Genomic DNA, 22,847 nt, shown 5'->3' with positions numbered 1-22,847 from the left:
GTAGGAAATGTGAGGCTTCCTCACATTGGTGTTTATAAAATCGTTATAATCCCTGGTGGGGTTACCGACCAGTACGCCACACCCTCCCGGTGCTTCGCGATCCCCGTTGGACCCGGTAAAGTTTGGACGGTCGTACCGTTAGCGCGAGTGGCGAAATTGGCATACGCGCCAGATTTAGGTTCTGGTGTCCTCGGACGTGCGGGTTCAAGTCCCGCCTCGCGCACACAATCCCGTCACGGGTGTCGTATCCGAGAAGTGCGTGTTCGAGTGCACTCGCACACGCGGAGGACGACCAGTGGTGATGTGCCCTGACCTGCAACGATTTCCGATCGGCGCGCTGGATTCTCCCGGACCCGCCGATCCGTCGATCGCCGTCGATGTCCGTGGCGGTGCGGCACGATGCCGATGCTGGTGCCGCCGCGGACCCCGCTGCGGGAGCCGTTGCACGGCCCGATGACCGCGCCGCCGTCTCCCCCTCTTCGTCCCTCGGACCTGACCTATGGACTGGCGACGGCGGGTGACGGTGGCCGGATCGCGGATCGGCACGTTGTCGCGGCGCTCGCCCGGTCCGAGGGTGACCGTCCGAGCCCGCGCGTGGACGGCGGCATCCGCGTCGCCGAGCTCGCGACCGCCGCGACGCTCGACGGTTCCGTCGTCGTCCGGACCGGTTTCGTCCGGCCGCCGTATCGCTGGCGGCGGCGGCCGAATCAGTTTCCCGGTGACCGGGTCCTGTTGCTCGCCAACGCATCTCGCAACCGGCTGGCTATCTGCACGCCCGCGGCGATCGGTGAGGTGTTCGGTCCCGAGGCGTGTTCACACGTGGGGGGCGCAACGGCGTGCGGCAGATGGACGCGGAAGGGCTTGTCGCGGACCCGTTCACCCATCCCTCGAAGCTCGAACCCGCTCGGCTCTGCGCGGAGGAGGTCAGGTGGTTGCGTGGCCGCGCACAGCATCGAGGTACGCAGCGATGGCATCACGGTTACGAGCAAGACAGTCGATTCGGGCGCTCATCCGATCGCGTTCGTGTTCGAGGATGGCGATCATTTCCGGTGTCGCGTCAGGGAAGTGGATGGCGCGCGGCTTGTCGAGACATGGGAGGATCTGCTTGATGATCCGAGTCGGTAGCCCGGCATCGAGCAGCCCTCGGATCTGCATGACCCGATCAACGAAGCGCTCGTCGTAACTGCGGTATCCGTTCGCACAGCGGTCCGCGACGATCAGCCCCCGCTCCTCGTAGTAGCGCAGCAGCCGACGCGGTGTCCCGGTGCGCTCCGACAACTCCCCGATCCGCATGTGCCCGATCCCACTTCGCTTGACCTTCACACCTATGTGAGGGTTCGAGCATACGAGACATGGACAACGAACTCTTCGACTACCACCCGATCGTCAACCGCGCACCGATCCATTGGCCGGGCGGTGCCCGCGTCGCCTTCTACGTCGGACTCAATATCGAGCACTACCAAGTAGACAAGCCCTCGACCAGCATCTTCCCCGGCACCGCCGCACTGACCCCCGACCCGCTGAACTACGGCTGGCGTGACTACGGGCCGCGGGTGGGGATCTGGCGCGTGATAGACACCCTCGACCGGCATCGCATTCGAGCCAGCGTGCTGCTCAACTCCGATGTCGCCCAACACAACCCGCAGATCATCGCCGCCGGCCGAGACCGGGACTGGACCTGGCTGGCGCACGGCAAGAACAACTCGATCTTCCAAGCGGATATGACCGTCGACGAGGAGCGCGCCTACCTGACCGAGGTCGTCCACACCATCGAACGAGCCACCGGTCGCAGACCACGCGGCTGGATGGGGCCGGCACTCACCGAAACCTTGCACACACCGGAACTGTTGTCCGAACTCGGACTCGACTATGTGCTGGACTGGACCAACGACGATCAGCCCTACCAGCTCAACGTTCCCGGAATGCTCAGCGTGCCGTACTCGGTCGAGCTCAACGACAACAGCCTGTTCCTCGGGACCGGGCTGTCAGGCGCCGATTTCGTTCAGATCGTCAAAGATCAGCTCGAGCAGCTGTACGAGGACTCGGCCGACAGCGGGCGGGTGATGGCCCTCGCGCTGCACCCGTTCGTCATCGGTCAGCCATTCCGAACCAAGTACCTGGACCAAGCGTTGGAGTACGTGGCTGACCACCCTGGCGTCTGGCTCACCACCAGCGACGAGATCGCCGCGCATTACCGGGCGTCCACCGGACAACAGGAACCGGAATCCCGGTAGACCCCGTATGTGACGCGCTCCGCTACAACGCGGAGCGCGTCACAGCCTGTCTGATCAACGAGTTGTTCAAAAGGCTCAAGTCGGATCGTCGTGGGCAGACCGGACATGTTCACGCGCGAGGAACAGGAGTGCGTCCGGATATCCGATGCTTTCTTCCGCGCCGATGTCGAAGCCACCTCCGCCCCCCGAAAAGACGCTGCGGGACTCGGTCGCGTGCGAGACTCTCCCCATGGCCACGACACCGGCTCCACCGCCAGGGTTTCATTCGGTGACGCCGCGGATGGTGGTCGATGATCAACAAGCCGCGATCGCGTTCCTGCGGACCGTGTTCGAGGCGATCGGCGAGGTCGAGCAGAATCGGCCCGCCGAGGTCCGTATCGGCGACTCGCTGATCCTGGTGTCGGAATCCGGCGAACGCGACATGTTTCCGGCGTTCCTCTACATCTATGTCGATGACGTCGCGGCCACCTATCAACGAGCACTGGCCGCGGGTGCCGTCACCATGGAGGCGCCGTTCGACACGCCGTACGGTGACCACCGAGCCATGGTGCGAGACCCTTTCGGCAACGTCTATCAGATCGCCAGTCGACGCATCACCACCGCGTGAGACTGAGCGGAACCCGCGGACAACAGGGTCTGGCCGGTGACCATATCCGTTCGGAGACAAGACTTTACGGCCGGTCGGCCGAAGATCGGCGGGGAGTCGGGTTCGGCCGGCTCTGAAGCCGGGTAGTCATTTCGCGATGAAGAAGGCCGCACTGCCGAGGCCGACGACCAGGCAGCCCACCACCTACTACACCCGGCGCCGGAACGCGTCCAGGTTCTCCGTCAGGAAGGATTCCAGGGCGCGAGGGGGCTTGCCGAGGATGCGGGCGACGGTATCGGTCGGACGTTCCGGATAAGTGATGGCCAGCCGCTGGATTTCCACGATGTGGCCGGCCAGCCAGCCCGGCAGGCCGGACTGTTCGATGAGGTGTTCGCGGAAGTCGGCGGGTGGTAGGTCGACATAGCGGATCGGAGTGTCGAGCATGGCGCTCAACAGGGCCGTCAACTCCGGGTAGCTGTAGGTTTCCGCGCCGGTGAGAGTGTATGTGCCCCCGGCTATTTCGGTTCGCGTGTGGGCCGCGGCCGCGACGTCGGCGATGTCGCGGCAGTCGATGTAGTTGCACGCGGCCACGCCCATGGTTCCGACGATGGCGCCCTGTGTCGCCACCTGAGGACCGAGCAGGAGCAACTTCTGCATGAACGCGTAAGGGCGCAACACCGTGTGTGTGATGCCGGAAGCTCGCAGCGCCTCCTCGATCGCGTAATGCCACCGCGCGACGGCCACGGGTGAGTCCGGAGCGGCCGTCGGCACCGAGAGTTTGACCACGTGCTCGATGCCGCACACAGCGGCGGTATCGATTGCGCGAGTTTCGAATTCGACCTGGAACGGGCTGTTGGTTATGGCGAGGAAGAGTTGTGTGGCACCTTCGAACGCGGCCCGCAGCGAGGCCGGATCCGCCGCGTCGGCGTACCGGATCTCGACATCCGTAGGCGGATACACCATGGCGCGCAACCGATCTGGATGTCGGCTCAATGCCCGGCACGGCACCCCGAGCTCGAGCAGGCGGGTCAGGAGCGCGTTGCCGATCGCGCCGGTAGCTCCCATGACGACAATCATCCGTGTGCTTTTCGTTGGACCGAGCACCAGCGCCAGGTAATGATCGTGGCGGCCAGTGCGGCGGCGATCGGGAAGTCGATGCGAATGCGATCGGGAAACAACGCTGTGGCGGTGAGGAGTTGGGCGGTCAACGCGGCTAGCGCGGCCGCGCCGAGCCCGAATCCCGCCGCGAGCGATACGGGCCGTGCACGACGTAGCCGTGAAACCCGAACTCCGCTCTGCCGCAGCCACATCCCGAGCAGGAAGGCGACGAGCGCGGACGTGCCGGCGATCGAGGTCACCGCGGCTCGCAGCAGATCCTCCTGCCCGGTGATCAATCCGCCCGCGCCCGCGCACACCGCCGGAGCCACATAGGCGGACACGACCTCTCGCCACACTACGAATCGGGCAGGCACGGTCGTCGGATTCATATCATTAGGTTCCTAACTATATGGCCATAGCGAAGCGCCGGATGACGATCGTCCAGTCAGTCCGCAGTGAGCGCGCCCATGCCCCCGCTGATGCGTTCGAGCAAGTCCAGGAAGACCGCGCGTTCCTTGTGGGTCAATGCGCTGACCATCGCCTGCAAACGGCCGAAATGCTCGGGCGCCATATCGCGCAGCTTCTGCGCGCCGCGCGCGGTGAGTACCACCATCACGGCGCGACCGTCCTCGGCCGAAGCGCGCCGGCACACCAGCCCCTGCCGTTCCAGGCCGTCGATCAGGCCGGTTACCGTTGCGCGCGTTACCCCGAGGCCGACCGCCAGTTGCGAGGGCGACTTCTCCCCGCCCGCGTCCTCGAGGTCCGCCAGCAGTCGATAACGTCCGGTGGACAGCCCGAACCGCGCGAAGTGCGTCTCTGTCGCCTGACCGAGCTTCGCTCCGGCGGCCAGCAGTCGCACCGCGACGAGCATCGCCTGGGGATCGACTTCGGATTCCAGGCCATAGCGCCGGATCTGCGACCGCGCCTGCGCCAGAGTGGGAACTTCCGGGGCTTCCGGATCCGTTGTCATGGATTTAATATGGCACCTAACTACTTCGTCGTCAAAGTAGCTCCGATCACGTCACACCAGTTGCCGTCCGGTCCCCCGGGAAGGTTCGACCATCATGTCTGTCTGACGGGTGTGCATCACCTGAAGTTCCCGGTTTCCGACCTGCCGGCGAGCATCGCTTGGTTCGAGGCCGCACTCGCGGCGACGCGGGTCGAGAAATACGACCACCGCCATCCCGACGGCACCCTGTTCGGCGTCATCCTGATGCTGCCCGGTGTCCCGATCCCCGTGGAATTACGCCGGGCCCCAGCGGCAGCCACCGCGAACGCGGGCTTCGACCCGGTCACCTTCGGTGTCGACGGGCTCGACGGTCTGCAGCGGTGGGTGGACCACCTGGACTCGGTCGGCATCGAGCATTCATCGATCATCACCGGATTCATCGGTCATCTCGTCGAATTCCGGACCCCGGACGGATTGTGCATCCGGATCTACACCGACCCGCCCAACGGGTTCGCCGACGTCGAAATGCGCCCGGATCAGGTCGAGTTCGAGCATCCGCGACTGGGACCCGCCGGGCCCTCGTAGTCGGGAAAGCCCTGACCCAGGTCGAGTGCCTCCAGTCGGAGCTCCCTCGAAAACTGTTGTGACACAGGAACATAATTCTCCGACAAGCAACTCGACCGCGATCCTCCTCGAAAGATGGCTGCCGGGTCAGCGCAACCGGACCGGGAGGGCGGTCAGGCCTCGCACGATGAGGCTCTTGCGCCAACGCAGGTCGGCGTCCGGGGCGAGTTCCAGGTCGGGGTAGGCGGCGAGGAGACGGGTGATGGCGATGGCGCTCTCGGTGCGGGCCAAGGGGGCGCCGACGCAGCGGTGGATGCCGTGGCCGAAGGCGATGTGGTTGGGTGAGCGGTCGGGGTCGAAGCGGTGGGGGTCGGGGAATTGGGCGGGGTCACGGTCGGCGGCGGCCATGGAGACCAGGATCAGTTGGTCCTGGGGAATTTCGATGCCGCCCAGGACGGTTGGGGCGGTGGTATAGCGGAAGGTCGCCTCGGTCGCGGGGGCCTCGAAGCGGAGGACCTCTTCGATGAAGGCGGGGATGCGGTCCGGGTCGTCGCGCAGTCCTTCGTGAAGGCCCCTGTCCGCCAAGAAGATCGCGACGCCGTTGCCGATCAGGTTGACCGTCGTCTCGAAGCCCGCGACCAGCAGCAGGAAGACCATACTGATCAGTTCGCGGTGACTGAGCCGGTCGTCGTCCTCGCGGGCGGCGATGAGTTCGGAGAGCAGATCCTGGCCGGGAGTCGCGGCCTTGGTATGGATCAACCGGTCGATGTAGCCGACGAATTCCATGACCGCGCTCGCCCGGGCCTCGTTGCTGTCCTCACTCGACAACAGCGACGTCGACCATCGCTGGAACGCGTCGCGGTCCGTGCCGGGGACGCCCAGCAGCTCGCAGATCACCGACATCCCGAGCGGAACGGCGAACCGTTCGAGCAGATCGACGACTTCACCACGGTCGGAGGCCAAGTCGCCGAGCAGCTCATCGGCGAGCTCGCTGATCCGCGGCGCCAGCTCCGCCATGGCCCGTCCGCTGAACGCCCGATTGACCAGTCCCCGCAGCCGGGTGTGCTGCGGCGGGTCGTAGAAGACCATCATGTCCGCGAACATGCTGCCGCCGAGATGCCGGTCTCCGCCCTCCGCCGCGACCGTTGCCTTGGCGCCGGGAGACTTGAGGACCTTACTGATGGCGGGATCGGTGAACGCGGCCTTGGCGACCTCGTAATCGGTGATCAACCATCCGAGTCCGGAATCCGGAAGGCGGACCCGATGCACCGCTCCCCTGCTCCGCAGCTGGTCGTACACCGTGTGCGGGTCATCGAAGAAGTCATCCGTCAGTTCGAACACCGCTGTCGCCGAATGATCTGCCGGAGAGTCGATCTCGTACCCCATGACACGGAACCTAGCAGTGCGTGCGCTCCCGCCACCCGTCCGAATTCACCCCTGCGCGTGTATACAATCCCGTTGCATGTAGCACCAGAGAGGATCCCCCGAGAGTGGTGAACGAGCCCACGAAACCGTCGCTGGGGCAGCATCTTACGTTCTTGCGCAAGCGCGAGGAGGCACGTCGGCACGAGACCGGCGACCTGCCCGCGGCGCGCAAATTCAGTAGGGAAAGGGCAGCGGCCGAAGCGCATATCACCGCCAGCTACCTGACCAAGGTCGAGCGCGACGAGGTCGGGCAGGTCGACGTCGGGATCTTGCGGGTGTTGGCGACGACCTATCAGGCCAGCGACGACGAGTGGCGCTATATCTGCGATCTGGCCGGCTACGCCTCGCCCTATCCGTCCATCACCGGGATCGGCCCGGCCCTGGAGATCGCGCGATTCGAGGTGTTCGAGTCGGCGGTGACGCCGATCATGAACACCGAAATGACCGAGGCAACAGCCGATCTCGTGTCCTTCTACGCGCCCCAGCGCCGGCTGATCACGGCGAACCGCGCCTACTACGACACCTTCCCCACCCATCGGCCGGGCATGTACATGCTCGAGTGGTCGTTCACCGACGAGGCGCGGGAGATCATGATCAACTGGATCGACCAGGTGGGAATCGGCGTCGCGGCCCATCGCGGCTTCATGGGGCGCTACGGCCACACCGCATGGGCGCAGGAGTACCACGAACGACTGTCGCGGTTCCCCGATTTCCGACAGATGTGGGAAGCCAGGGCGGTGACCTACACCCTGCCGCTCGATATGCAGTCGCGCCTGCGGGTCCGGGGCGGGCTGTACACACTGACCATGGAGAACTGGCAGATGCAACACGATCTGCCGATCGTGCGGTCCCGGGGTCGACTCCATCCCCTCAGCGCCGACTCCTGACAGCCCGGCGACCAGCGGATCAGCTTGCGCTTCAACTGTCCGATGGTCCCGGCCCTCGAGGCCCGGACCGTCCTTCAGGTTGCCTGATGGACGCAACCACACGGCCCAGGCGGAAACTGCAAGCCATACTTACATTCCGTAAGCAAGCTATTATCGGCCCTCGACAATCCGACCGATCAGTCGATCAAATGATTGACAGAATCCAAGGGACGAAAGACCCCGCACCAAGGGGACCAATGCCGCTACTCGGCGCACGACGGTCTCGCATAAAACGGAGCAGGGCAATTCGGCCATCATGACGTGTACGGTCAAAGCCGCGAGATCCAGGCACTTCCCTCCGTGGCTCGCGGCGCGATCATCGGCGGGCCGATGCCACGGGCCTGGCCAGGTTGGATGCGCAGGTGTTTGCCGGCCACGGCCGTCCGCTATGCGGCAATCATTTAGCAATCGCTTGGCAATTACCTAGAAAAAATCCTCGAAAATATTTCATAAGCCCACTTACAGCACATATAGTCACGACCTATGACAGATTTTGCCGCCCAGCTCAGGTCTTCGAACTTTGCTGGCGAACACCTCGCGAGTCACCAGAGCCAACTCCCGCGCGCCATGAACGCGAGTGCTCACAACAGGGTCGGCAGCGGCCCTGCGGCCGCCGCCCCAGCCGGCCGGTCCGGTCGGCCCACCTTCTTGGCGGCGCCCCCCGCTCCCCTCCAGCCGATGACCGCTCGCCGCGGAAACGACCCGAGCCGACCGGCGACGCCCGATCCGGCTCCTCGCAAGCGGCTGCACACACTGTTCGGCACGGCGCCCGCCAAGAGTCAGTGGATCCACACAGCCGACCTCGATCAGCCACCCCTCAGCCAGGATTTCTCGGCTCGACTCAATATGCTCTTCCAAGCATGGGAGAGCGAACACGGCCACCGGCTGACCTACAACAAGGTCGTTGAAGACTTGGCGTCAGCTGGTCATACCGTTTCCCGATCGTATCTGTCGTTGTTGCGAAGCGGTCAACGCAGCAACCCGTCCGACGGGGTGGTAGTCGCACTCGCCGCCTTCTTCGACGCCGAGGTCGAGTACGTCAGAACCGGTGTCAGCGCAGGTGGAAGCCCGACAGACAGGTTCATCGCGGAGAAGTTCGGCAACGCTCCGCTCCGCCGGCTCATCCGAAACGCCGCGGGTCTGTCGAAGGGCTCTATCGAGTCGCTCGAATATCTCGCCGATCGACTGCGAGTCATGGAAGGCCTGCCGTCGGACAGACACACCGCAGATATATCGTGACCCGATCCATGGGCCACAGATGCGCCGATCGCGATAAAGCGAATGATTGAATGACCCGCACTGACAAGAAGTCGCAAACGAGGCACGATAAGAATTCGATACACACCCGATAGCGGAGCCGCGCCGTATGCTGGACATCTGAGCAGCGCGGCCCGCTCGGACCGAAACGCGTGTGATGTCATATTACAAGCCGAACCCTACGTTCACAGGCAGAGTAATAGGTGCATTCCGAGGATGGTGTTTCGAAGGTAACGGATCTTCAGTTCAAGGAATATCGCCGATACGACTGGCGAAACCTCCCGGCAGAATCGGCGGACGACAAAGAACGTGGGAGTTTTGACAGACACCGCTGAAGCAGGTTGACCCACATCCGATCGCCTCAGCGGTGCCGACTGCGCACCGATGCGCAATCACGTTGGGCCGATCCGCATTTCATAGTCATCCGGAGTGCCGCACCGAGAAGCATGACAGGGTTCGACACATTCACCGCCAGGTCGTTCATACCGCGCCTTCACGGAAGGAAAGTGTGTACCAGACAATTCTGCGTAAACTGGATGACGACTAGCGATCCGAAACTCGGCGACAATAAGGTGACGGCCGACCAGGATCGAAGACGCACGTAGTGAACACCAGCTAAGCCTGCTCCAGAGAAGCTCCAGAGAGGGTGGCGCGCTTTTCCGGCATGAGCCCCGGCCATCGACCCACCGACGCCGGTCACGGCGCAGCCTTCATGCCTTACCGCTGAGATCGGCGGCTGCACAGAGATCAACTGCCGACGGGAAGTAATAGGTCGCACAAGCTCCATGTGAACGAGCCGGGCAAACATCACCTAGACGCAATGGCAACAGTCCCGCGTAGTAGGCCGCGTTGACCTCTGCCGCGACCAGAGATCGGCGTCCAATCGCGTTGAACATCCATGTCCGAGAATCTATTTCTTCTATCCAGCTATCCGGCTCCAATTCGTATACCCGGCATACTATTCCGTCCACGGCAACGATGGCGTGCCGTGCTCTGCGGCGCACGGCCAGGCTCACCTTCCGGCACCGCCGATCCTCGTCGTAGACAGCACCAACGGTCGCCGGCTCGTCGGACGAACGACGCGAGATTACGAGCGCAACCTGACTGTCAGCCCCCTTGATGTTTCCCCAACGTTGATGAACCAACTGGCGGTCCAATCCGATCACAGCCGCTATATCGCCGAATGTGGCCGTCAGGTCGAGCGCATCGGAAACCGCCTCCGGCATCCATGCCTCGATTTCTTTCACAATAAGAGTCTGTACCTGCAGCAAGGCGAGCTGGAGTTCACGGGCCTGACGCCAGTCCAGACTTTCTGCGCGCCAGGATTCCCAATCACCCGATGGCATGCCGACCAGCTTCGTTGCCAGGCCAATTGCGAGGTCCTGCACCGCCTTCGAAAGATCGACCCTTTCGAGGGCTGTCGGCGCACGGCAGTAGACCTCGTCCACCAGGGGATACAGATGCGATTCCATAGTCAGTAACTATAGCGTTGCCACGCCTGCTGGTGGCGTTTTAGAACGCCGTGTTCATAAGAATCACCAAGGATTAGCCGGTGTCGAATACGGCTCGATATAGCAATGCCGACATACACCACGCTGGACCGTATGGTTGCGGGGATAATATCGAATCGGAGGCGCCGACGCTCGAGGTGGCTGAACCGGATTCACGTCCGCGATGTGGCTGAACACGGCGCTCGCGATACTGGCGGGAAACACACCAGCGAGGGTCCGCGGCGGCGTACGACGACTTTCGGTCGAGATCCTGCTCCGTTACGGCAGTGTCGACGAATTTCTGTCCCGGCTCCACGACCCTGCGATGCCATCCGGCCCTGTGGGTGATCCGGCCGAAAGCCCGTGCAACGATGCGCGCATCGACTGCTTGCGCGCCCGACGGGCCCCTGAACAGAAAACATGTGTGGTAGGCATCAGGCTTTCGGCATGTTGAACCCGGGCGTTGATCCGGAAGTACCCAGCACTATCAAAGCCGTCTTACTCAGCCGACGCCTGGGCTGCGCGCTGAATTTGACCGCTCACTCACTAGAAGATTGCATAGAATTCTCGTATGCCATGACCAACCAGTCTGGAATTCTCCCCCGTGATGGAATCGAATACCCGTTGACCTTGGCCCAGCCACGGATTTGCTGAGCTCGACTTGCCCCCCGAAGTTGAGGACCGCGCGGCGGCGTCTCGAGGCGAACGCGGGAGGCACGCTTCGCCCAATGCGAGAATACTTCGCGCAACTGGCAGGCCTCGTCGCTTGACAATTCGATCTGATAAGCGATTCCGTCGAGTGAGAATCTGACAGTTTCCATCTCTTCGGTCGAGCCGGAGCGCTCATTGGTGACCGTAGAGGCGGGTCGCTGGGCCATGGCGCGTAATCCTCCTTTAAAGTCAAGCTTGCATGGCCTGCGCGTGGACTGGGCAGAAAGTCGGGGATCCCCCCGAGCCGCCATGCCGCCTCGAAGACAACCTCATGCGGAGCAGTCGCCTACTGAGGAGAACTCTTTCTTTGAAAGGATAGTACCCCCACAAAAGGTTCGGCGCTGCAGCGACTCTCGGTTGCGCAATACGCCGAGATTCACAGGTCTCCTACTGATCGTGATGCGAAGCGAGATGCCGGAGCCGAGCCGACATCCACGCGCTATGACCGGAAGGAATCCGTCTCAGCGACAAAGTTTCAACACCGCGATCCGCGCGCCTTCGGCCCGTGCACCTGCAATGTTGAGATTCGCCAGCGAGCTCGCATCATTCATTTTTCGAGTCTCCGTGGCGAGGGCACGGGCGGCCGCAACGTAGTTGGTCAAGGTACTCGCCAGCGGTTCTGGGACAGCTTCTTCAGCCACCGATACGCCGACCTCAACTGTGGTCGCGGCATCCTCCAACGCGGCAGCCGCCGAATCGCGACGGTTGAGAAACCCGGACAGGCCGGCGGTGTCGCGCGTCAAGACGAACTCGTTATATTTCGAAACACTGGCTCCGGTTTCCCTGGCGAACTGAGTGCAGGTCTCGGTGACCGACTCCGCAGACGCGGACACCTTCGTCGTGGTACGGGTGATGGCCGATGAGGGAATTGCCGACATTTTGTCCATGGTGCGCGCCGGACCCGAGAAGGTATTGTCGGTCCAGTCCAGCGCCCTCAGCACAAGTATCAGACCAATGAGGAGAACAGCGGCCAGCCCACCGGCACGGCGCACGCTCATGGTTCCGATCCCCTTCCGGATGCGAATTGATCGGCGACCATAGTGTGGGCGACTCACCTCATCCGACTTCGAAGCCACCGAACAACCTCCAAGACTCGATTCCGGGCATGCCGGGCGACGCGACTGCACCCGTACCTCACACTGAGATCAGTTCTGGAAAACGTCGCTGACCGACGACGGAGCGACCGCGTCCCGCAGCTGGGGCTCGCAACCATTCTCAAATCCAGCGCTTTGTTCGACCCTCCATGAATTCGACACTCGCAGGATGCACCGGCCAGCGGTGATGAAGTGACAAATTGACACAGAAAAATGGCTCGCGCGAGCACGTCGGGATATGCCCGCGGCCGAGCCGCAATCGGATCGATCGATCCGGATCGAGTCGAGGATACTTTCACCCGAGCGTATCGATCACGAACCGAGGCTCGCGCAGCCTGGTCCGCCATCCAGATCTCGACCATAGATGCCCGTAAGCGGACATGCAATCCACTATTATCACATTATTATCACAGTCGACTCTCGCGCCGCGCCCGCAAACTTTTGGTCACAAAGCTGGCCGCCTCGAAGCCGGCGACCAGGATTTCCTGCCATCCGCACTCGTCACCGTCACCAGGGACCACTATGCCGATCACGGGTTGCCATCTCAGCGAGCTGGCCGCGATCGGAACAGCCCATGCGGCCCAGCGGACCCTCCGCGGTCGACTGGATCGGCGCTTTTCGCAGCAGGACCAGTTGACCTGATAGCTAATTTGCGGCAAAATTCAACCAGAATACCTGCGACACTCAGCAGGGACTACGGGGCGGCATTATTCGGACAAATAGGTTGAACCTACCACAATCCACAACGGTAGAGTCCAGCATCTTGCGGATGAATCCGACAATTGCGACCACATTGCGGTTAATCCTAGAAAATCCCGCTTTGCCATCGATAGACTGGCGAATGCCTCGCTATTCCCAGGGAGGGCGACAAGTCACGACGCAATCGTCGGGAGTGCGTGGGACGCGGGGTGGTGTCGAGCTCGGTCGGCCTCACCACCCGGAGACGATGGAATCCGTGGAGCCGTACACCGGCAAGACTAGAAAGTGAAGGTTGTGGCGATAGCAAGAATGGTCGCGCAAACATGGTCGCGGGGAGTTCTCGAGTCACAGCAAACAGCACGACCGCCGAGACAGTGCCGACCGTCGGCGGTACAGGGCCATTCGACTTTCCATCGCGAGGATGCGCTGCTGTGACAACCGGAAGGGCTGTGTTCAACGATCTGGAAGTTGTCTGGGTCGACGAACGATCCATGTTCATCGCATACTGCAATCGCTTCCCTGGCGTCTACGCGAAGGACCGCTGGTCGGCGACGCGCGCGAGGCAACAGATGGAGGATCGTATTCGTAACCTTCTTGTCTGCAACAGCGTCTGACACGAAATATCGTCAGGACGGAATGGACGACCGGACGGCGGTCGCCTCCACGTGCCATTCGCTCGGGTGGCTCAGCTCGGGTTCAGGCCGGGGTTGAGAGTGTAGGTGCCGACGAGCTCGGCTTGCCCCAGGATGTGGCCGATCATCGCTTGGCGCAGCTGTTTTCCGGTCACCCCTTGTCGCAGCGGCAGCCGTTCGGCATCGAGGGCGTAGACGGTGAACACGTAGCGGTGGATGCGCTGGTCGTTCCAGGGCGGGCAGGGGCCATCGTAGCCGTAGTGATCGATTCCCTCGCTGCTGAAATCGTTGAGGCCGTACCGCGCGTTATGGGGTGCGGTCGGACCCGGCTTGCCGTGTGTGGTCACGCCGCGCCGGAGGCTGCCCGCGGCGATCTGCCGCACGCCGACCGGGATGTCGAACAGCACCAAATGGTAGAAGTCGGCGCGCGGCGATTCCTGCGGGATCGTCAGCCCCTCGATGTTCGCCTCCGAGCCGGTCCGAGGTACGTCGATGTCGCAGCACACGACCGCGAACGATCGTGTTTCCGCCGGCACGTCGTCCCACGCCAGATGCGGGTTGTGATTGGCACCGGCCCGGACATGGTGCACGGCATCCGGTACGCCGTAGGCGAACTCGCCCGGGATGCGGGCATTGTCGTCGAATGAATCACTTCGGACCTTCATAACGATGCCTTCCGCTCACACGGTCCGATAGCGTCAGCTATCCGGGGTAGCGATGAGGGTGAAATCGGCAGAACTCGTTGCTGGGATCATTCTGCGTCGGTCTTCGACGGTCGTTGCGGTTCCGCTCGGCTCAGTCGGCGGGCGTGATCAGCCCGTAATGGCCGTCGTAGCGGTGGTAGAGCACGCAACCACGGTTGCGGTTCGCGTCACGGAAGAACACGAAAGGCCACCCGGTCAGCTCCAGCCGCTCGATCGCTCCCTCGACGGTCGCCGTCGGCGCTGGTGCCGGGCTGATCGTGACCGGCACGCTGCCCTGAGCGACGGCCTCGGGCCGTGGGTCGAGCTGGGCGAGCCGGTAATTGCCGTCGCTGCGGTAGAGCACACTGTCGACGCGGCTGCCGGACTCGGTGAACAGATGGAAGTCGTAATCCATCATCTCCATGTCGAACGCGGCCTCCTCGCAGGTTTCGTCGGCCAGCGCGAACGACTTGTGCCGCAGCACTTCCCGCTGCTCGGCAGCCCGTGGGAAGTACGGCAGCGGGCTGCGTGGTGGAGCGTCGTGCCGCCACTCGTGCGGCCCCGGCGCCGGCTGACGACCGCGGATACCTTCCCAATGCCGGGCGATCCGCTCGAAGCGCTCCTTCAACCGGGCTTCGAGCAGGTCGACGGCCTCCCGGGTGGTCGCGGCGGCCACCTGCACCCGTACTCCCCGACCGTTGAGGTTCACATTCCCCTGAGCGATGATCGGATTCACGGCGGCGGGATCGCGATGCCCGGTCAGGCGCACGCGTGCCGACAGCACCGGTTCCGGAGCCAGGGTGAGTACGTGGCCTATCTTCTCGCGGGCGTAGTCCGCCCCGCCGGCGGAGACATGACGGCCTACCGATATCTGAAGAATGGGATCTGTTCTCGTTGGCTGCGACGGCATCGCGACCTCCTCTCCTCGTTGACTGTGCCACCGCATCGCTTGCGCCGATGAGAGGCCAATGTCACTGCGCCCGAGCCGTTCGGCCACAATCCGCCCGATCACCTCGGCGCCGATCCGCTGGCCGGTACGGCGCATACGGTGGGCCCGATGGGAGTCATGGACATCGATCGCCCCGAGCGCCTCGCGCAGGCCAAATGGCGTCCCCGCCACTTGGAGTTCGATCAGCCTCGCACCGATCGTCATGGCTCCGCGGTTCGCACGTGCGGTCATCGCGAAACCGCGATCATGGTGTGCGGCGGCAAGGTTGGCTATCAGCTCACGCTGGAATCCGCGGCCCGCCCAGGGCGGTGTTGCATGGAGGACAGATGCGCGGACTCGATCTCTTCCCGTGTCCGCAGGTCCTCGGAGCTGAGCACGTAGGCGTCGGGTCCGGGATAGATCAGTGCTCGGCGCCCGGTGTCGGTCCAATGCACCAGATAGGGCGGCTCCCCGCCGTCTCCGTGCACCTCCTCGATGAGGCCGTGCCGCGCCGTGCCGCCGATGGTGTTGTGTTCGACGATCAGCCAGTCTCCTGGTTTCGCATACATGATCCGGACCTTCCGTGTTGTTTGCTGGTCGACTTCATCGTCACCGGGACCTCCGATCGGTGCGTAGGGCCGGAGGTCCTGTGATCCGTGGTAGGACGTCGCCACGTCGATGAGCGGCGGCCCTACCCACCGGTCGCGATGGGGCGGAGGCGGACCGCCGTGACGGTGTTGCCGTCGATACCGGCGACCTCGATGACCCACTCGTGCAATGGGATGCGATCACCCGATCGGCGAGGAATGCGGCCGAGCGCGGTGAGCACCAGCCCGGCGACCGTCGTGTAATCACCGGCGGGGGCGCCGTCGATCCGCACGCCGAGGTCGGGCAGGTCGTGCACCGGGAAGGTACCGGGCAGCAGCAGCGCGCCGTCGGCTTCGCGGCGGACCGCGGCGAGTTCCCGGTCGGCCTCGTCATAGATCTCGCCGACAACCTCCTCGAGCAGGTCTTCCAGCGTCACGATGCCGTCGATATCGCCGTTCTCGTTGGCTACCAGGGCGAAATGCTCATGCTCGGCCATGAGCCGGCGCAACGCATCCGCGACCTGGATGGTGTCGGGGAAGACCACAGCCACACGCGCGGCATCGACCAAAGCGCCGTCGTGGTCGATGAGGTCACGCAGGTTGACCACGCCGACGGTGTCGTCGAGGCCCGTGCCCCGCAGCACCGGGGCGCGGGAATGCCCGGACGCGGCCAAGGCCGAACGCGCCCGTGCGACCGGAAGATCCGCATCCAGAGTGAACACCGCCCGCCGCGGCACCAATACCTCTCGCAATATCCGTTCGTGGATGTCGAAGGCGCCCAGAATGATCGTCCGCTGCTGAGGCTCCAGACCGCCGTGTTCAGCCACCAAGTGCCGCAATTCCGCGGCAGTGAGCTGCTCTCTGGTCGCGTGCGGGTCGCCGCCCAAGGCCCGCACGGTCAGGTCGGTGCTCGCGCTGAGCAGCCACACCGCTGGGCGCGACCATCGTGACAGCAGGTCCAGCGGCCGGGAGGCGAACAAGGCCCATTGCTGCGCATGCTGCATCGCCAACCGCTTCGGAGCGAGTTCGCCGAGGACGAGAGTGAAATACGAAAGCACGACGGTGACCAGTCCGACCGCCCCCGGCTCGGCTGCCCGCCCCAGCGGTGAGAGGGCAGGTTCGACACGATGCGCCAAGGAAACCGCCGCTGTCGCCGATGCGAGGAACCCGGCGAGGGTGATCCCGATCTGCGTGGTGGCCAGGAAACGGTTCGGCTCCCGCGCCAGCCGCGCCAGTGTGGCCGCAGCATGGTCGTGGCGCTGCTCCAACTGCCGAATCTGGCCCTCGCGCAGAGAGATCAACGCGGTCTCGCTGCCCGAGAACAATCCGCTGAGTCCGACCAGCGCGACCACGAGCATGAGATTCCACCAGTAGTCGCCCATTACTTCTGCCACCTGACTTTCTGAACGGCGGTGCCGTCCGCACTGCGCTCTACAGCCGAATCGGCTCGAGTCGCCCACCTGAGGTACCCCGTCCGAGCGGGTTGGCGGTCGAGTCCGGGGGTGAGGTCGCTTCGCATCCGGTGACGGTCCAGCGCGTCGCGCCACCGCCGGTGTGAGCCGTGGCGCGACGCGCCGACCACCATGTGCTCCGGTGACAGAGTCGTCCGGAATACCTCGATCATCCGCAGACGAACCGGTACGGCATAGTGCCCAAGGTCACCGCGGCTGCCGTCGCTCGCCGGTCCGGCCGTCGGGTTTGCCGCGGGCCGATCGCGTGCCGTCTCGAGCACCGCGCGGCATGACGCGCACGGCGCTCGGTCTTCCCTTGGCCAGGAATCGGCGCAGCCGCGACACCGGCCACGTATTGATCACCTCGCTCGGTTCCACCCAGCCGCGCTGCGCGGTGGCTATGCCGTAACGCATGTGGTCGAGGTGGGGGACGGCGTGGGCATCGGTGTCGATGGCGAAGACGACACCGTGCCCGCGGGCCCTGGCGATCAGATCCTCGCCGAGGTCGAGGCGATCGGGAAAGGCGTTGATCTCCAGAGCCGTTCCGGTTCTGGCGGCGGCGGCGAAAACGGCGTCCGCGTCGAATTCGATGGGCGGGCGGCGGCCGATGATTCGGGTGCTGGGATGGCCGATGATGTTGACCAATGGGTGTTCGATCGCAGTGATGAGGCGGCTGGTCATCGCTGAGGCGGATTGATCGAAGTGCGAGTGCACAGAGGCTATGAGAATGTCGAAGCCGGAGAGGAACTCGTCGTCCCAATCCAAGCTGCCGTCAGCGGCGATATTCAGCTCGGAGCCGTGCAGCACCTCGATGTCATAATGCGGGGCGAGTTCGCGCAGTTCGCGACGCTGCGCGAGAGCCTTGTCGCGTGTCATGCGCTGCATGGCCAGCAGCGGTGCGTGATCAGTGATAGCGCAGTAGCGGTAGCCGCGCCGGGCGGCCGCGGCGATCATGTCCGCGGCGCTGGCGAGACCGTCGGTAAGGTCGGTGTGGATGTGCAGATCGCCTGCCAGGTCGGCGATCTCGACCAGATGCGGCAGTCGCCCCGCCGCGGCGGCCTCGATCTCGCCGCGGTCCTCGCGCAGAGTAGGCGGAATCCAGTCCAGTCCCAGGGCTCGATAGATCTGGTGCTCGGTGGCCGCCGCCCGCGGCCGATCGCTCTCCGGTGTGAACAGTCCGTATTCGCTCAGTTTCAGTCCGGCGCGCACCGCGAGCTCCCGGATGTGAACGTTGTGGGACTTGGATCCGGTGAAATAGAGCAGCGCCGCACCCCACGCCGCGGTGGGCACAACCCGCAGATCAACCTGAACTCCGTGGGCCGTGAGAATCGACGATTTGGTGGGGCCGTGCGCGAGCACGCGATCCACCAGCGGCAGCGCGCAGAAGCTCGCCATCACCGAATCCGGGTCGTCATCGGCCGCGGCGAGCAGGTCGATATCGCCCACGGTGTCACGCATGCGGCGCAGTGACCCGGCGTAGTCGGCCCGGCTCACCTGCGGCAATTGCCGCAGCCGGGCGAGCAGGTCCTCAGCGATGTTGCGCGCGACCGCCAGCGGAATGCGTTCGGATGCCTGCTGCATGCGCCGAATCGACTGCGCGAGATTGTGTTCGCTGGTTTCGCCCCATCCCGCGAGGGTGCGCAGCCGCTGCTCGTCCAGAGCCGTCATCAGCTCTGGAAGTGAGGAGATACCTAATTCCTCGTAGACCTGATGCGCCCGGCGCGGACCGAACCCGGGAATGCCGAGCAGGGCACGCAGCCCAGCGGGTAGCTGTGCATGCAGCTCGTCGAGCATTGCTATATGCCCGGTACGGCGAAGTTCCAGCAGCCGGTCGGCGGTGTGTGCGCCGACGGCGGGAATCGCCATCAGCCCCTTGCGATCCAGGGTGTCGATGTCGAGCTGATACCCGCCAACCGAGCGTGCCGCCTTCTCATAGGCACGCACCCGGTACGGATCACCTCCCGAGATGGCGATCAGATCGGCCATCTCGTCCAATGCCTGAGCCGCGACCTCGTTCGACCGCATCGTCATTGGTCCCTTCGATCGATACCCGGTGCGCCGGCCGGCATTCCTTCACGAGGGCCGAACAGGGATGCTCGTGACGGTCGAGCCTTCCGCGCCGGTTCGCGATGGACACCCGGCCCGTGGTGGGCTTCGGTGGAGTCGTTCCCGCGCCATTGGGGGAAGCTCACCCTGTCGGTAGACCACACTGTCGTCCGAATCTCTGGCTGGGCGAATCAATCCGTGCGATACATCGATTCTGCGCTTCCGCCCTGCCCCCACCCAGAAGCGAAGGTCATCGGAACGGCGTTATCGGCCACTCCGCGAACAGTCGACCGGCCTCGGCACGTTCCTTGTCAGCGGAACCTCGCGGAAGACGGTTTCTCAACCCTCGCGCCTGAGGAGGTTCCGGCGGTTTCGCACCGGGGTGTTCGGGTCCTGGAACGCTCAGGTCACCACGTGCGGATACATGCGGGCGGCGATGGCGATCATCGCGATCACCGATGCGCCGAGGACACCGAAGTCCAGGGTGAGGCCATAGGCGCTGGGGCTGTGGTGCAGCATGAGGGTGCGGAGAATGTCGACCTGATAGGTGAGCGGGTTGGCGCGAGCCAGCCAGCGCAGCGCGGTAGGCATCATCGCGACCGGGTAGATCGCGTTGGAGGCGAAGAACAGGGGCATGGTGAGGATCTGCCCGATGCCCATGAATCGTTCCCGGGTCTTGACCAGGCAGGCGATGATGAGCGAGAAGCTGGCGAACACCGCAGAGCCGAGAATCACGGTGAACGTGACACCCAGCAGCGGTACCGGGGTCAACCGCAGGTTCACGCCCATCGCAGCGGCGACCGCGTAGACGATGACCGCCTGGGCGAACGCTCGGACACCGGCGGCCAGTGCCTTCCCGGAAACCAGAGCCGCGCGGGAAGCCGGGCTGGCCAGGAATTTGTGCACGATCCCGAGGTCGCGTTCCCAGATGACCGCGATGCCGTAGAAGATCGATACGAATAGCACGCTCTGAGCAAGGATTCCGGGTGCGAGGTAGTCGATGTAGGGCAGGCTTCCGGTGGGGATGGCGTGGCTGTGGGCCATCACGGTGCCGAACACCAGCAGCCACAACACCGGCTGCACGGCTCGGGTGAGCAGCTCGAGCGGGTCGTGCCGGAGCTTGCGGACCTCGATGTCGGCAATGGCGATGGTGTCTTCGGGCGCGGCGCTCGGCCCGCGGCACGTGGTACAGGCGGGCGAAGACGGTGAGGTTCTCCGCGGCGGTGAGCGACCCATCCGCGGACAGCAACTGCGGCACGTACCCTACGACCTGCCGCACCTTCCTCGGCTGAGCGCAAATGTCGAAGCCGACCACGCGAGCGGTGCCGGAACTCGGTTTCAGCAGGGTGATCAGCATTTTGATCGTCGTCGATTTGCCGGCCCCATTGCGGCCCAGCAGACCGAAGACGGTGCCCGCCGGTATCGACAGATCCACGTGGTCGACGGCCATGAAGTCACCGAATCGACGGGTCAACGCACTCAATTCCACCGCGGGCGCGGCTACCGGGAATGTGCGATCGGCCATGACGACAGCATGCGGTGTGTCCGACTTCGGTCCCAGAGACCAACGGCCCGTACCGAAGTCCCGATAGTCACCGGCATCCCGCTGAGCTGCTCGAAAACAGGCCGAGTACCTGACATTCGATGACTTTCGACCACGCCGCCGAGCATCGTGTTCGTCGATGCTGGGTGTCGTAGCGGTGGCCGGGTATTCCGCCGGCGACCGGCATCAGGAGAAGGAGAGACGATGACCGACCACATTCCCGCGCCGGCGCCGGACGCGCCGATCGTGGCCGCCGTCGACGGCTCCGCGACGTCCCATCTGGCGGTGGCCTGGGCGGCGGCCGATGCCGCGCTGCACGGGTGCCGACTGCATCTGATCATCTCCCAGGCCTTCCAGTTCGCTTACGGGCCTGCGCCTTTCGTGACCGCCGAAGCGGTCGATCAGTTGCAGGACGCCGGCGAGCAGATCGTGGCCGAGGCGGCGCGAATCGCGCACGACACCGTGCCGGGTGACGACCTGGCGATCAGCACCGAGGTGATCTTCGATCCGATCATTCCCAGTCTGATCGCACGTTCACAGCGTGCGCGCACCCTGGTGGTCGGCAGCCGCGGTCGCGGCGGGTTCCGGCGCGCTGTGCTCGGTTCGGTGAGTTCGGCGGTGGTCCACCACGCGCACTGTCCGGTCGCGGTGATACACGCGATGTCCGGGACGGACGCGGTCTCGTCGCGCAAGCCCGTGCTCGTCGGCGTCGACGGCAGTCCCGACAGCGTGCCCGCCATCGAGCTCGCGTTCGAGGAGGCGTCCCTGCGCAAGGTCGGGCTGATCGCCCTGCACTCGTGGAGCGATGCCACCAGCGCCGAACGGGAGCCGGCCGATTGGGAATCAATCCGTGACAGCGAGGACGCACTCCTGGCGGAAAGCCTGGCCGACCACAGCGAACAGTATCCGGACGTGCCGGTACGCCGCGTCCTGGTCCGCGACCAGCCCGCGCACTCGCTGTTGGCGGAATCGGAGAATGCGCAACTGGTGGTCGTCGGCAGCCACGGCCGCGGCGGCTTCGCCGGCATGCTGCTCGGTTCCACCAGCTCCGCGCTGGTGCAGTCGGTCGAATGCCCCATCATCGTCGCCCGGACACCACCGGCCGACCATCACACCGACCGGGTCGGCCGCTGACCAGTCCACGGAACCATCAACCGGGACGGTGGTTCAGCAGGCCGACGAGGGTGCTGTGCAGTCCGCTCGGCGCGGTGAGGAACCCGGACGCGCCGGGGATCCAGGGTTGTCCTGTGATGTCGGTGACGATGGATCCGGCTTGTTCGGCGATCAGGGCGCCCGCGAGCAGGTTGGTGTCGTCGATACCGTTGAGCCAGAACGCGTCCACGCGGCCGGCGGCGGTGTCGGCGATCTGCCAGGAGGTGGGTCCGAAGTTCCGGACCGCGGCGGCGTGTTCGAGCAGGGCGGTCAGGGTGCGCCCGGCGGCGGCGGTGACACCGGCCTGCCGGCCCGGGAAGGGTGGCTGGCTGGTCGCGACCAGTGCGGCGTCGAGGACGGTCTTCGTCGATGGGGCGATGGGCCGGTTGTCGCGGAAAGCGCCGATTTCCGTTGCCGCGCGGTAGGTTTCGGCCAGGGCGGGACTGTGCAGGGCAGCCGCGATCGGTCGGCGATCCTGGACCAGGGTGATGCTCACGCACCACTGGGGAAGCCCTTGCAGGTATTGCACCGCGCCGTCGATGGCGTCGACAACCCAGACCGCGCCCTGCTCGGGCAGGTCGGTGAAAAGTCCCGCGAACCAGGCGGCCTCGGGCATCAGAGGGCGCAGTCGCTGCCGGATCCGTTCCGCGGCAGGGCTGTCGACCGCGTCGAAAGTCGATTCGAGCTCGGCAAGGGTTGCGGGAGGGGTGGGGCGGGCCAAGGCGTCGAGTTCCGCGCCGGTCTGCTCCGCGATGGCCGCTATGGCCTGGGAGAGGGCGTCGTAGTCCATGG

General features: G+C 64.5%; 22 protein-coding genes, 1 tRNA gene and 2 pseudogenes. 9 read left to right on the top strand and 16 right to left on the bottom strand.

The window, feature by feature from the left end:
- Positions 1–141: 141 nt before the first annotated feature.
- Positions 142–223: transfer RNA gene (locus GLP40_RS25305), tRNA-Leu, on the top strand.
- Between the two features lie 176 nt (positions 224–399).
- The gene (locus GLP40_RS34100) at positions 400–1,125 is read left to right on the top strand and encodes a hypothetical protein (protein ID WP_230329930.1); all 726 of its coding nucleotides are present in this window, start codon (positions 400–402) and stop codon (positions 1,123–1,125) included.
- A gap of 30 nt (positions 1,126–1,155) precedes the next feature.
- Here GLP40_RS34100 and GLP40_RS34095 read toward each other — a convergent pair.
- Positions 1,156–1,293: pseudogene (locus GLP40_RS34095) on the bottom strand (MerR family DNA-binding transcriptional regulator); the annotation flags it as partial.
- A gap of 59 nt (positions 1,294–1,352) precedes the next feature.
- Between GLP40_RS34095 and GLP40_RS25295 the strand changes: the two are divergent.
- Together GLP40_RS25295 and GLP40_RS25290 are read left to right on the top strand one after the other, a co-directional pair.
- Positions 1,353–2,234, top strand: a complete 882-nt coding sequence (locus tag GLP40_RS25295; protein WP_154790484.1) for a polysaccharide deacetylase family protein — start codon at positions 1,353–1,355, stop codon at positions 2,232–2,234.
- A 268-nt stretch (positions 2,235–2,502) separates the two neighbouring features.
- Positions 2,503–2,841: a VOC family protein gene (locus GLP40_RS25290; RefSeq protein ID WP_328290633.1), complete on the top strand. Its 339-nt coding sequence runs from the start codon at positions 2,503–2,505 to the stop codon at positions 2,839–2,841.
- A 186-nt stretch (positions 2,842–3,027) separates the two neighbouring features.
- Here GLP40_RS25290 and GLP40_RS25285 read toward each other — a convergent pair whose 3' ends face one another.
- Genes GLP40_RS25285 through GLP40_RS25275 form a run of 3 tightly spaced genes read right to left on the bottom strand, consistent with a single transcriptional unit; the run spans position 3,028 to position 4,888 of the window.
- Positions 3,028–3,885 (bottom strand): NmrA family NAD(P)-binding protein, encoded by an 858-nt coding sequence (locus GLP40_RS25285; protein WP_230329902.1) that lies wholly within the window; start codon positions 3,883–3,885, stop codon positions 3,028–3,030.
- An 8-nt stretch (positions 3,886–3,893) separates the two neighbouring features.
- Entirely contained in the window at positions 3,894–4,307 is a 414-nt protein-coding gene (locus tag GLP40_RS25280; RefSeq protein ID WP_154790482.1) for a hypothetical protein, read from the bottom strand.
- Positions 4,308–4,363: 56 nt separating this feature from the next.
- Positions 4,364–4,888 (bottom strand): MarR family winged helix-turn-helix transcriptional regulator, encoded by a 525-nt coding sequence (locus tag GLP40_RS25275; RefSeq protein ID WP_154790481.1) that lies wholly within the window; start codon positions 4,886–4,888, stop codon positions 4,364–4,366.
- Between the two features lie 111 nt (positions 4,889–4,999).
- On the opposite strand from GLP40_RS25275, the gene GLP40_RS25270 reads away from it, so the two are divergent.
- A complete protein-coding gene (locus GLP40_RS25270) occupies positions 5,000–5,452 on the top strand; it encodes a VOC family protein (protein WP_196054780.1) in 453 nt (150 codons plus the stop codon).
- Between the two features lie 126 nt (positions 5,453–5,578).
- Here the strand turns inward: GLP40_RS25270 and GLP40_RS25265 are convergent, their stop codons facing one another.
- The gene (locus GLP40_RS25265; RefSeq protein ID WP_154790479.1) at positions 5,579–6,817 is read right to left on the bottom strand and encodes a cytochrome P450 family protein; all 1,239 of its coding nucleotides are present in this window, start codon (positions 6,815–6,817) and stop codon (positions 5,579–5,581) included.
- A gap of 152 nt (positions 6,818–6,969) precedes the next feature.
- Here GLP40_RS25265 and GLP40_RS25260 point away from each other — a divergent pair, with 152 nt between their 5' ends.
- Together GLP40_RS25260 and GLP40_RS25255 are read left to right on the top strand one after the other, a co-directional pair.
- Positions 6,970–7,743 carry an MmyB family transcriptional regulator gene (locus GLP40_RS25260; protein WP_196054779.1) on the top strand — a complete coding sequence of 258 codons (774 nt, stop codon included), beginning with the start codon at positions 6,970–6,972 and terminating at the stop codon, positions 7,741–7,743.
- A gap of 717 nt (positions 7,744–8,460) precedes the next feature.
- Entirely contained in the window at positions 8,461–9,021 is a 561-nt protein-coding gene (locus GLP40_RS25255) for a hypothetical protein (protein ID WP_154790477.1), read from the top strand.
- A gap of 728 nt (positions 9,022–9,749) precedes the next feature.
- Here GLP40_RS25255 and GLP40_RS25250 read toward each other — a convergent pair.
- The 3 genes from GLP40_RS25250 to GLP40_RS25240 form a co-directional block, all read right to left on the bottom strand.
- A complete protein-coding gene (locus tag GLP40_RS25250) occupies positions 9,750–10,511 on the bottom strand; it encodes a hypothetical protein (protein WP_154790476.1) in 762 nt (253 codons plus the stop codon).
- A gap of 557 nt (positions 10,512–11,068) precedes the next feature.
- Entirely contained in the window at positions 11,069–11,407 is a 339-nt protein-coding gene (locus GLP40_RS35125; protein ID WP_196054778.1) for a histone-like nucleoid-structuring protein Lsr2, read from the bottom strand.
- A 294-nt stretch (positions 11,408–11,701) separates the two neighbouring features.
- Positions 11,702–12,238 carry a hypothetical protein gene (locus GLP40_RS25240; RefSeq protein WP_154790474.1) on the bottom strand — a complete coding sequence of 179 codons (537 nt, stop codon included), beginning with the start codon at positions 12,236–12,238 and terminating at the stop codon, positions 11,702–11,704.
- Positions 12,239–13,482: 1,244 nt separating this feature from the next.
- Between GLP40_RS25240 and GLP40_RS25235 the strand changes: the two genes are divergently transcribed.
- Complete coding sequence (locus GLP40_RS25235; RefSeq protein ID WP_154790473.1) at positions 13,483–13,647, top strand: hypothetical protein; 165 nt, start codon at positions 13,483–13,485, stop codon at positions 13,645–13,647.
- Between the two features lie 71 nt (positions 13,648–13,718).
- Here GLP40_RS25235 and GLP40_RS25230 read toward each other — a convergent pair whose 3' ends face one another.
- From GLP40_RS25230 to GLP40_RS25200, 7 genes and pseudogenes are all read right to left on the bottom strand, one after another.
- Positions 13,719–14,330, bottom strand: coding sequence for a YbhB/YbcL family Raf kinase inhibitor-like protein (locus GLP40_RS25230; RefSeq protein WP_154790472.1), 612 nt, complete (start codon positions 14,328–14,330; stop codon positions 13,719–13,721).
- Positions 14,331–14,460: 130 nt separating this feature from the next.
- Positions 14,461–15,528: a ribosome hibernation promotion factor gene (locus tag GLP40_RS25225; protein WP_230329901.1), complete on the bottom strand. Its 1,068-nt coding sequence runs from the start codon at positions 15,526–15,528 to the stop codon at positions 14,461–14,463.
- 41 nt (positions 15,529–15,569) lie between these two features.
- Positions 15,570–15,845 (bottom strand): DUF1918 domain-containing protein, encoded by a 276-nt coding sequence (locus tag GLP40_RS25220; protein ID WP_154790471.1) that lies wholly within the window; start codon positions 15,843–15,845, stop codon positions 15,570–15,572.
- A 122-nt stretch (positions 15,846–15,967) separates the two neighbouring features.
- Positions 15,968–17,257, bottom strand: coding sequence for a hemolysin family protein (locus GLP40_RS25215; protein WP_328290632.1), 1,290 nt, complete (start codon positions 17,255–17,257; stop codon positions 15,968–15,970).
- A gap of 264 nt (positions 17,258–17,521) precedes the next feature.
- Positions 17,522–19,339: a DNA polymerase/3'-5' exonuclease PolX gene (polX, locus tag GLP40_RS25210; protein ID WP_154790470.1), complete on the bottom strand. Its 1,818-nt coding sequence runs from the start codon at positions 19,337–19,339 to the stop codon at positions 17,522–17,524.
- Positions 19,340–19,762: 423 nt separating this feature from the next.
- A complete protein-coding gene (locus GLP40_RS25205) occupies positions 19,763–20,596 on the bottom strand; it encodes an ABC transporter permease (protein ID WP_154790469.1) in 834 nt (277 codons plus the stop codon).
- Positions 20,574–20,810: pseudogene (locus GLP40_RS25200) on the bottom strand (ATP-binding cassette domain-containing protein); the annotation flags it as partial. The gene GLP40_RS25205 and the pseudogene GLP40_RS25200, both read right to left, overlap by 23 nt.
- Before the next feature lie 297 nt (positions 20,811–21,107).
- Between GLP40_RS25200 and GLP40_RS25195 the strand changes: the two are divergent.
- A complete protein-coding gene (locus GLP40_RS25195) occupies positions 21,108–22,037 on the top strand; it encodes a universal stress protein (protein ID WP_154790468.1) in 930 nt (309 codons plus the stop codon).
- Between the two features lie 16 nt (positions 22,038–22,053).
- Here the strand turns inward: GLP40_RS25195 and GLP40_RS25190 are convergent, their stop codons facing one another.
- On the bottom strand, positions 22,054–22,845 hold the full coding sequence (locus GLP40_RS25190; protein ID WP_154790467.1) for an inositol monophosphatase family protein: 792 nt from the start codon (positions 22,843–22,845) through the stop codon (positions 22,054–22,056).
- Positions 22,846–22,847 lie beyond the last annotated feature (2 nt).

The sequence above is a fragment of the Nocardia aurantiaca genome, assembly GCF_009708175.1.
Lineage (GTDB): Bacteria > Actinomycetota > Actinomycetes > Mycobacteriales > Mycobacteriaceae > Nocardia > Nocardia aurantiaca.
This window is presented reverse-complemented; position numbering and strand designations above follow the sequence as displayed.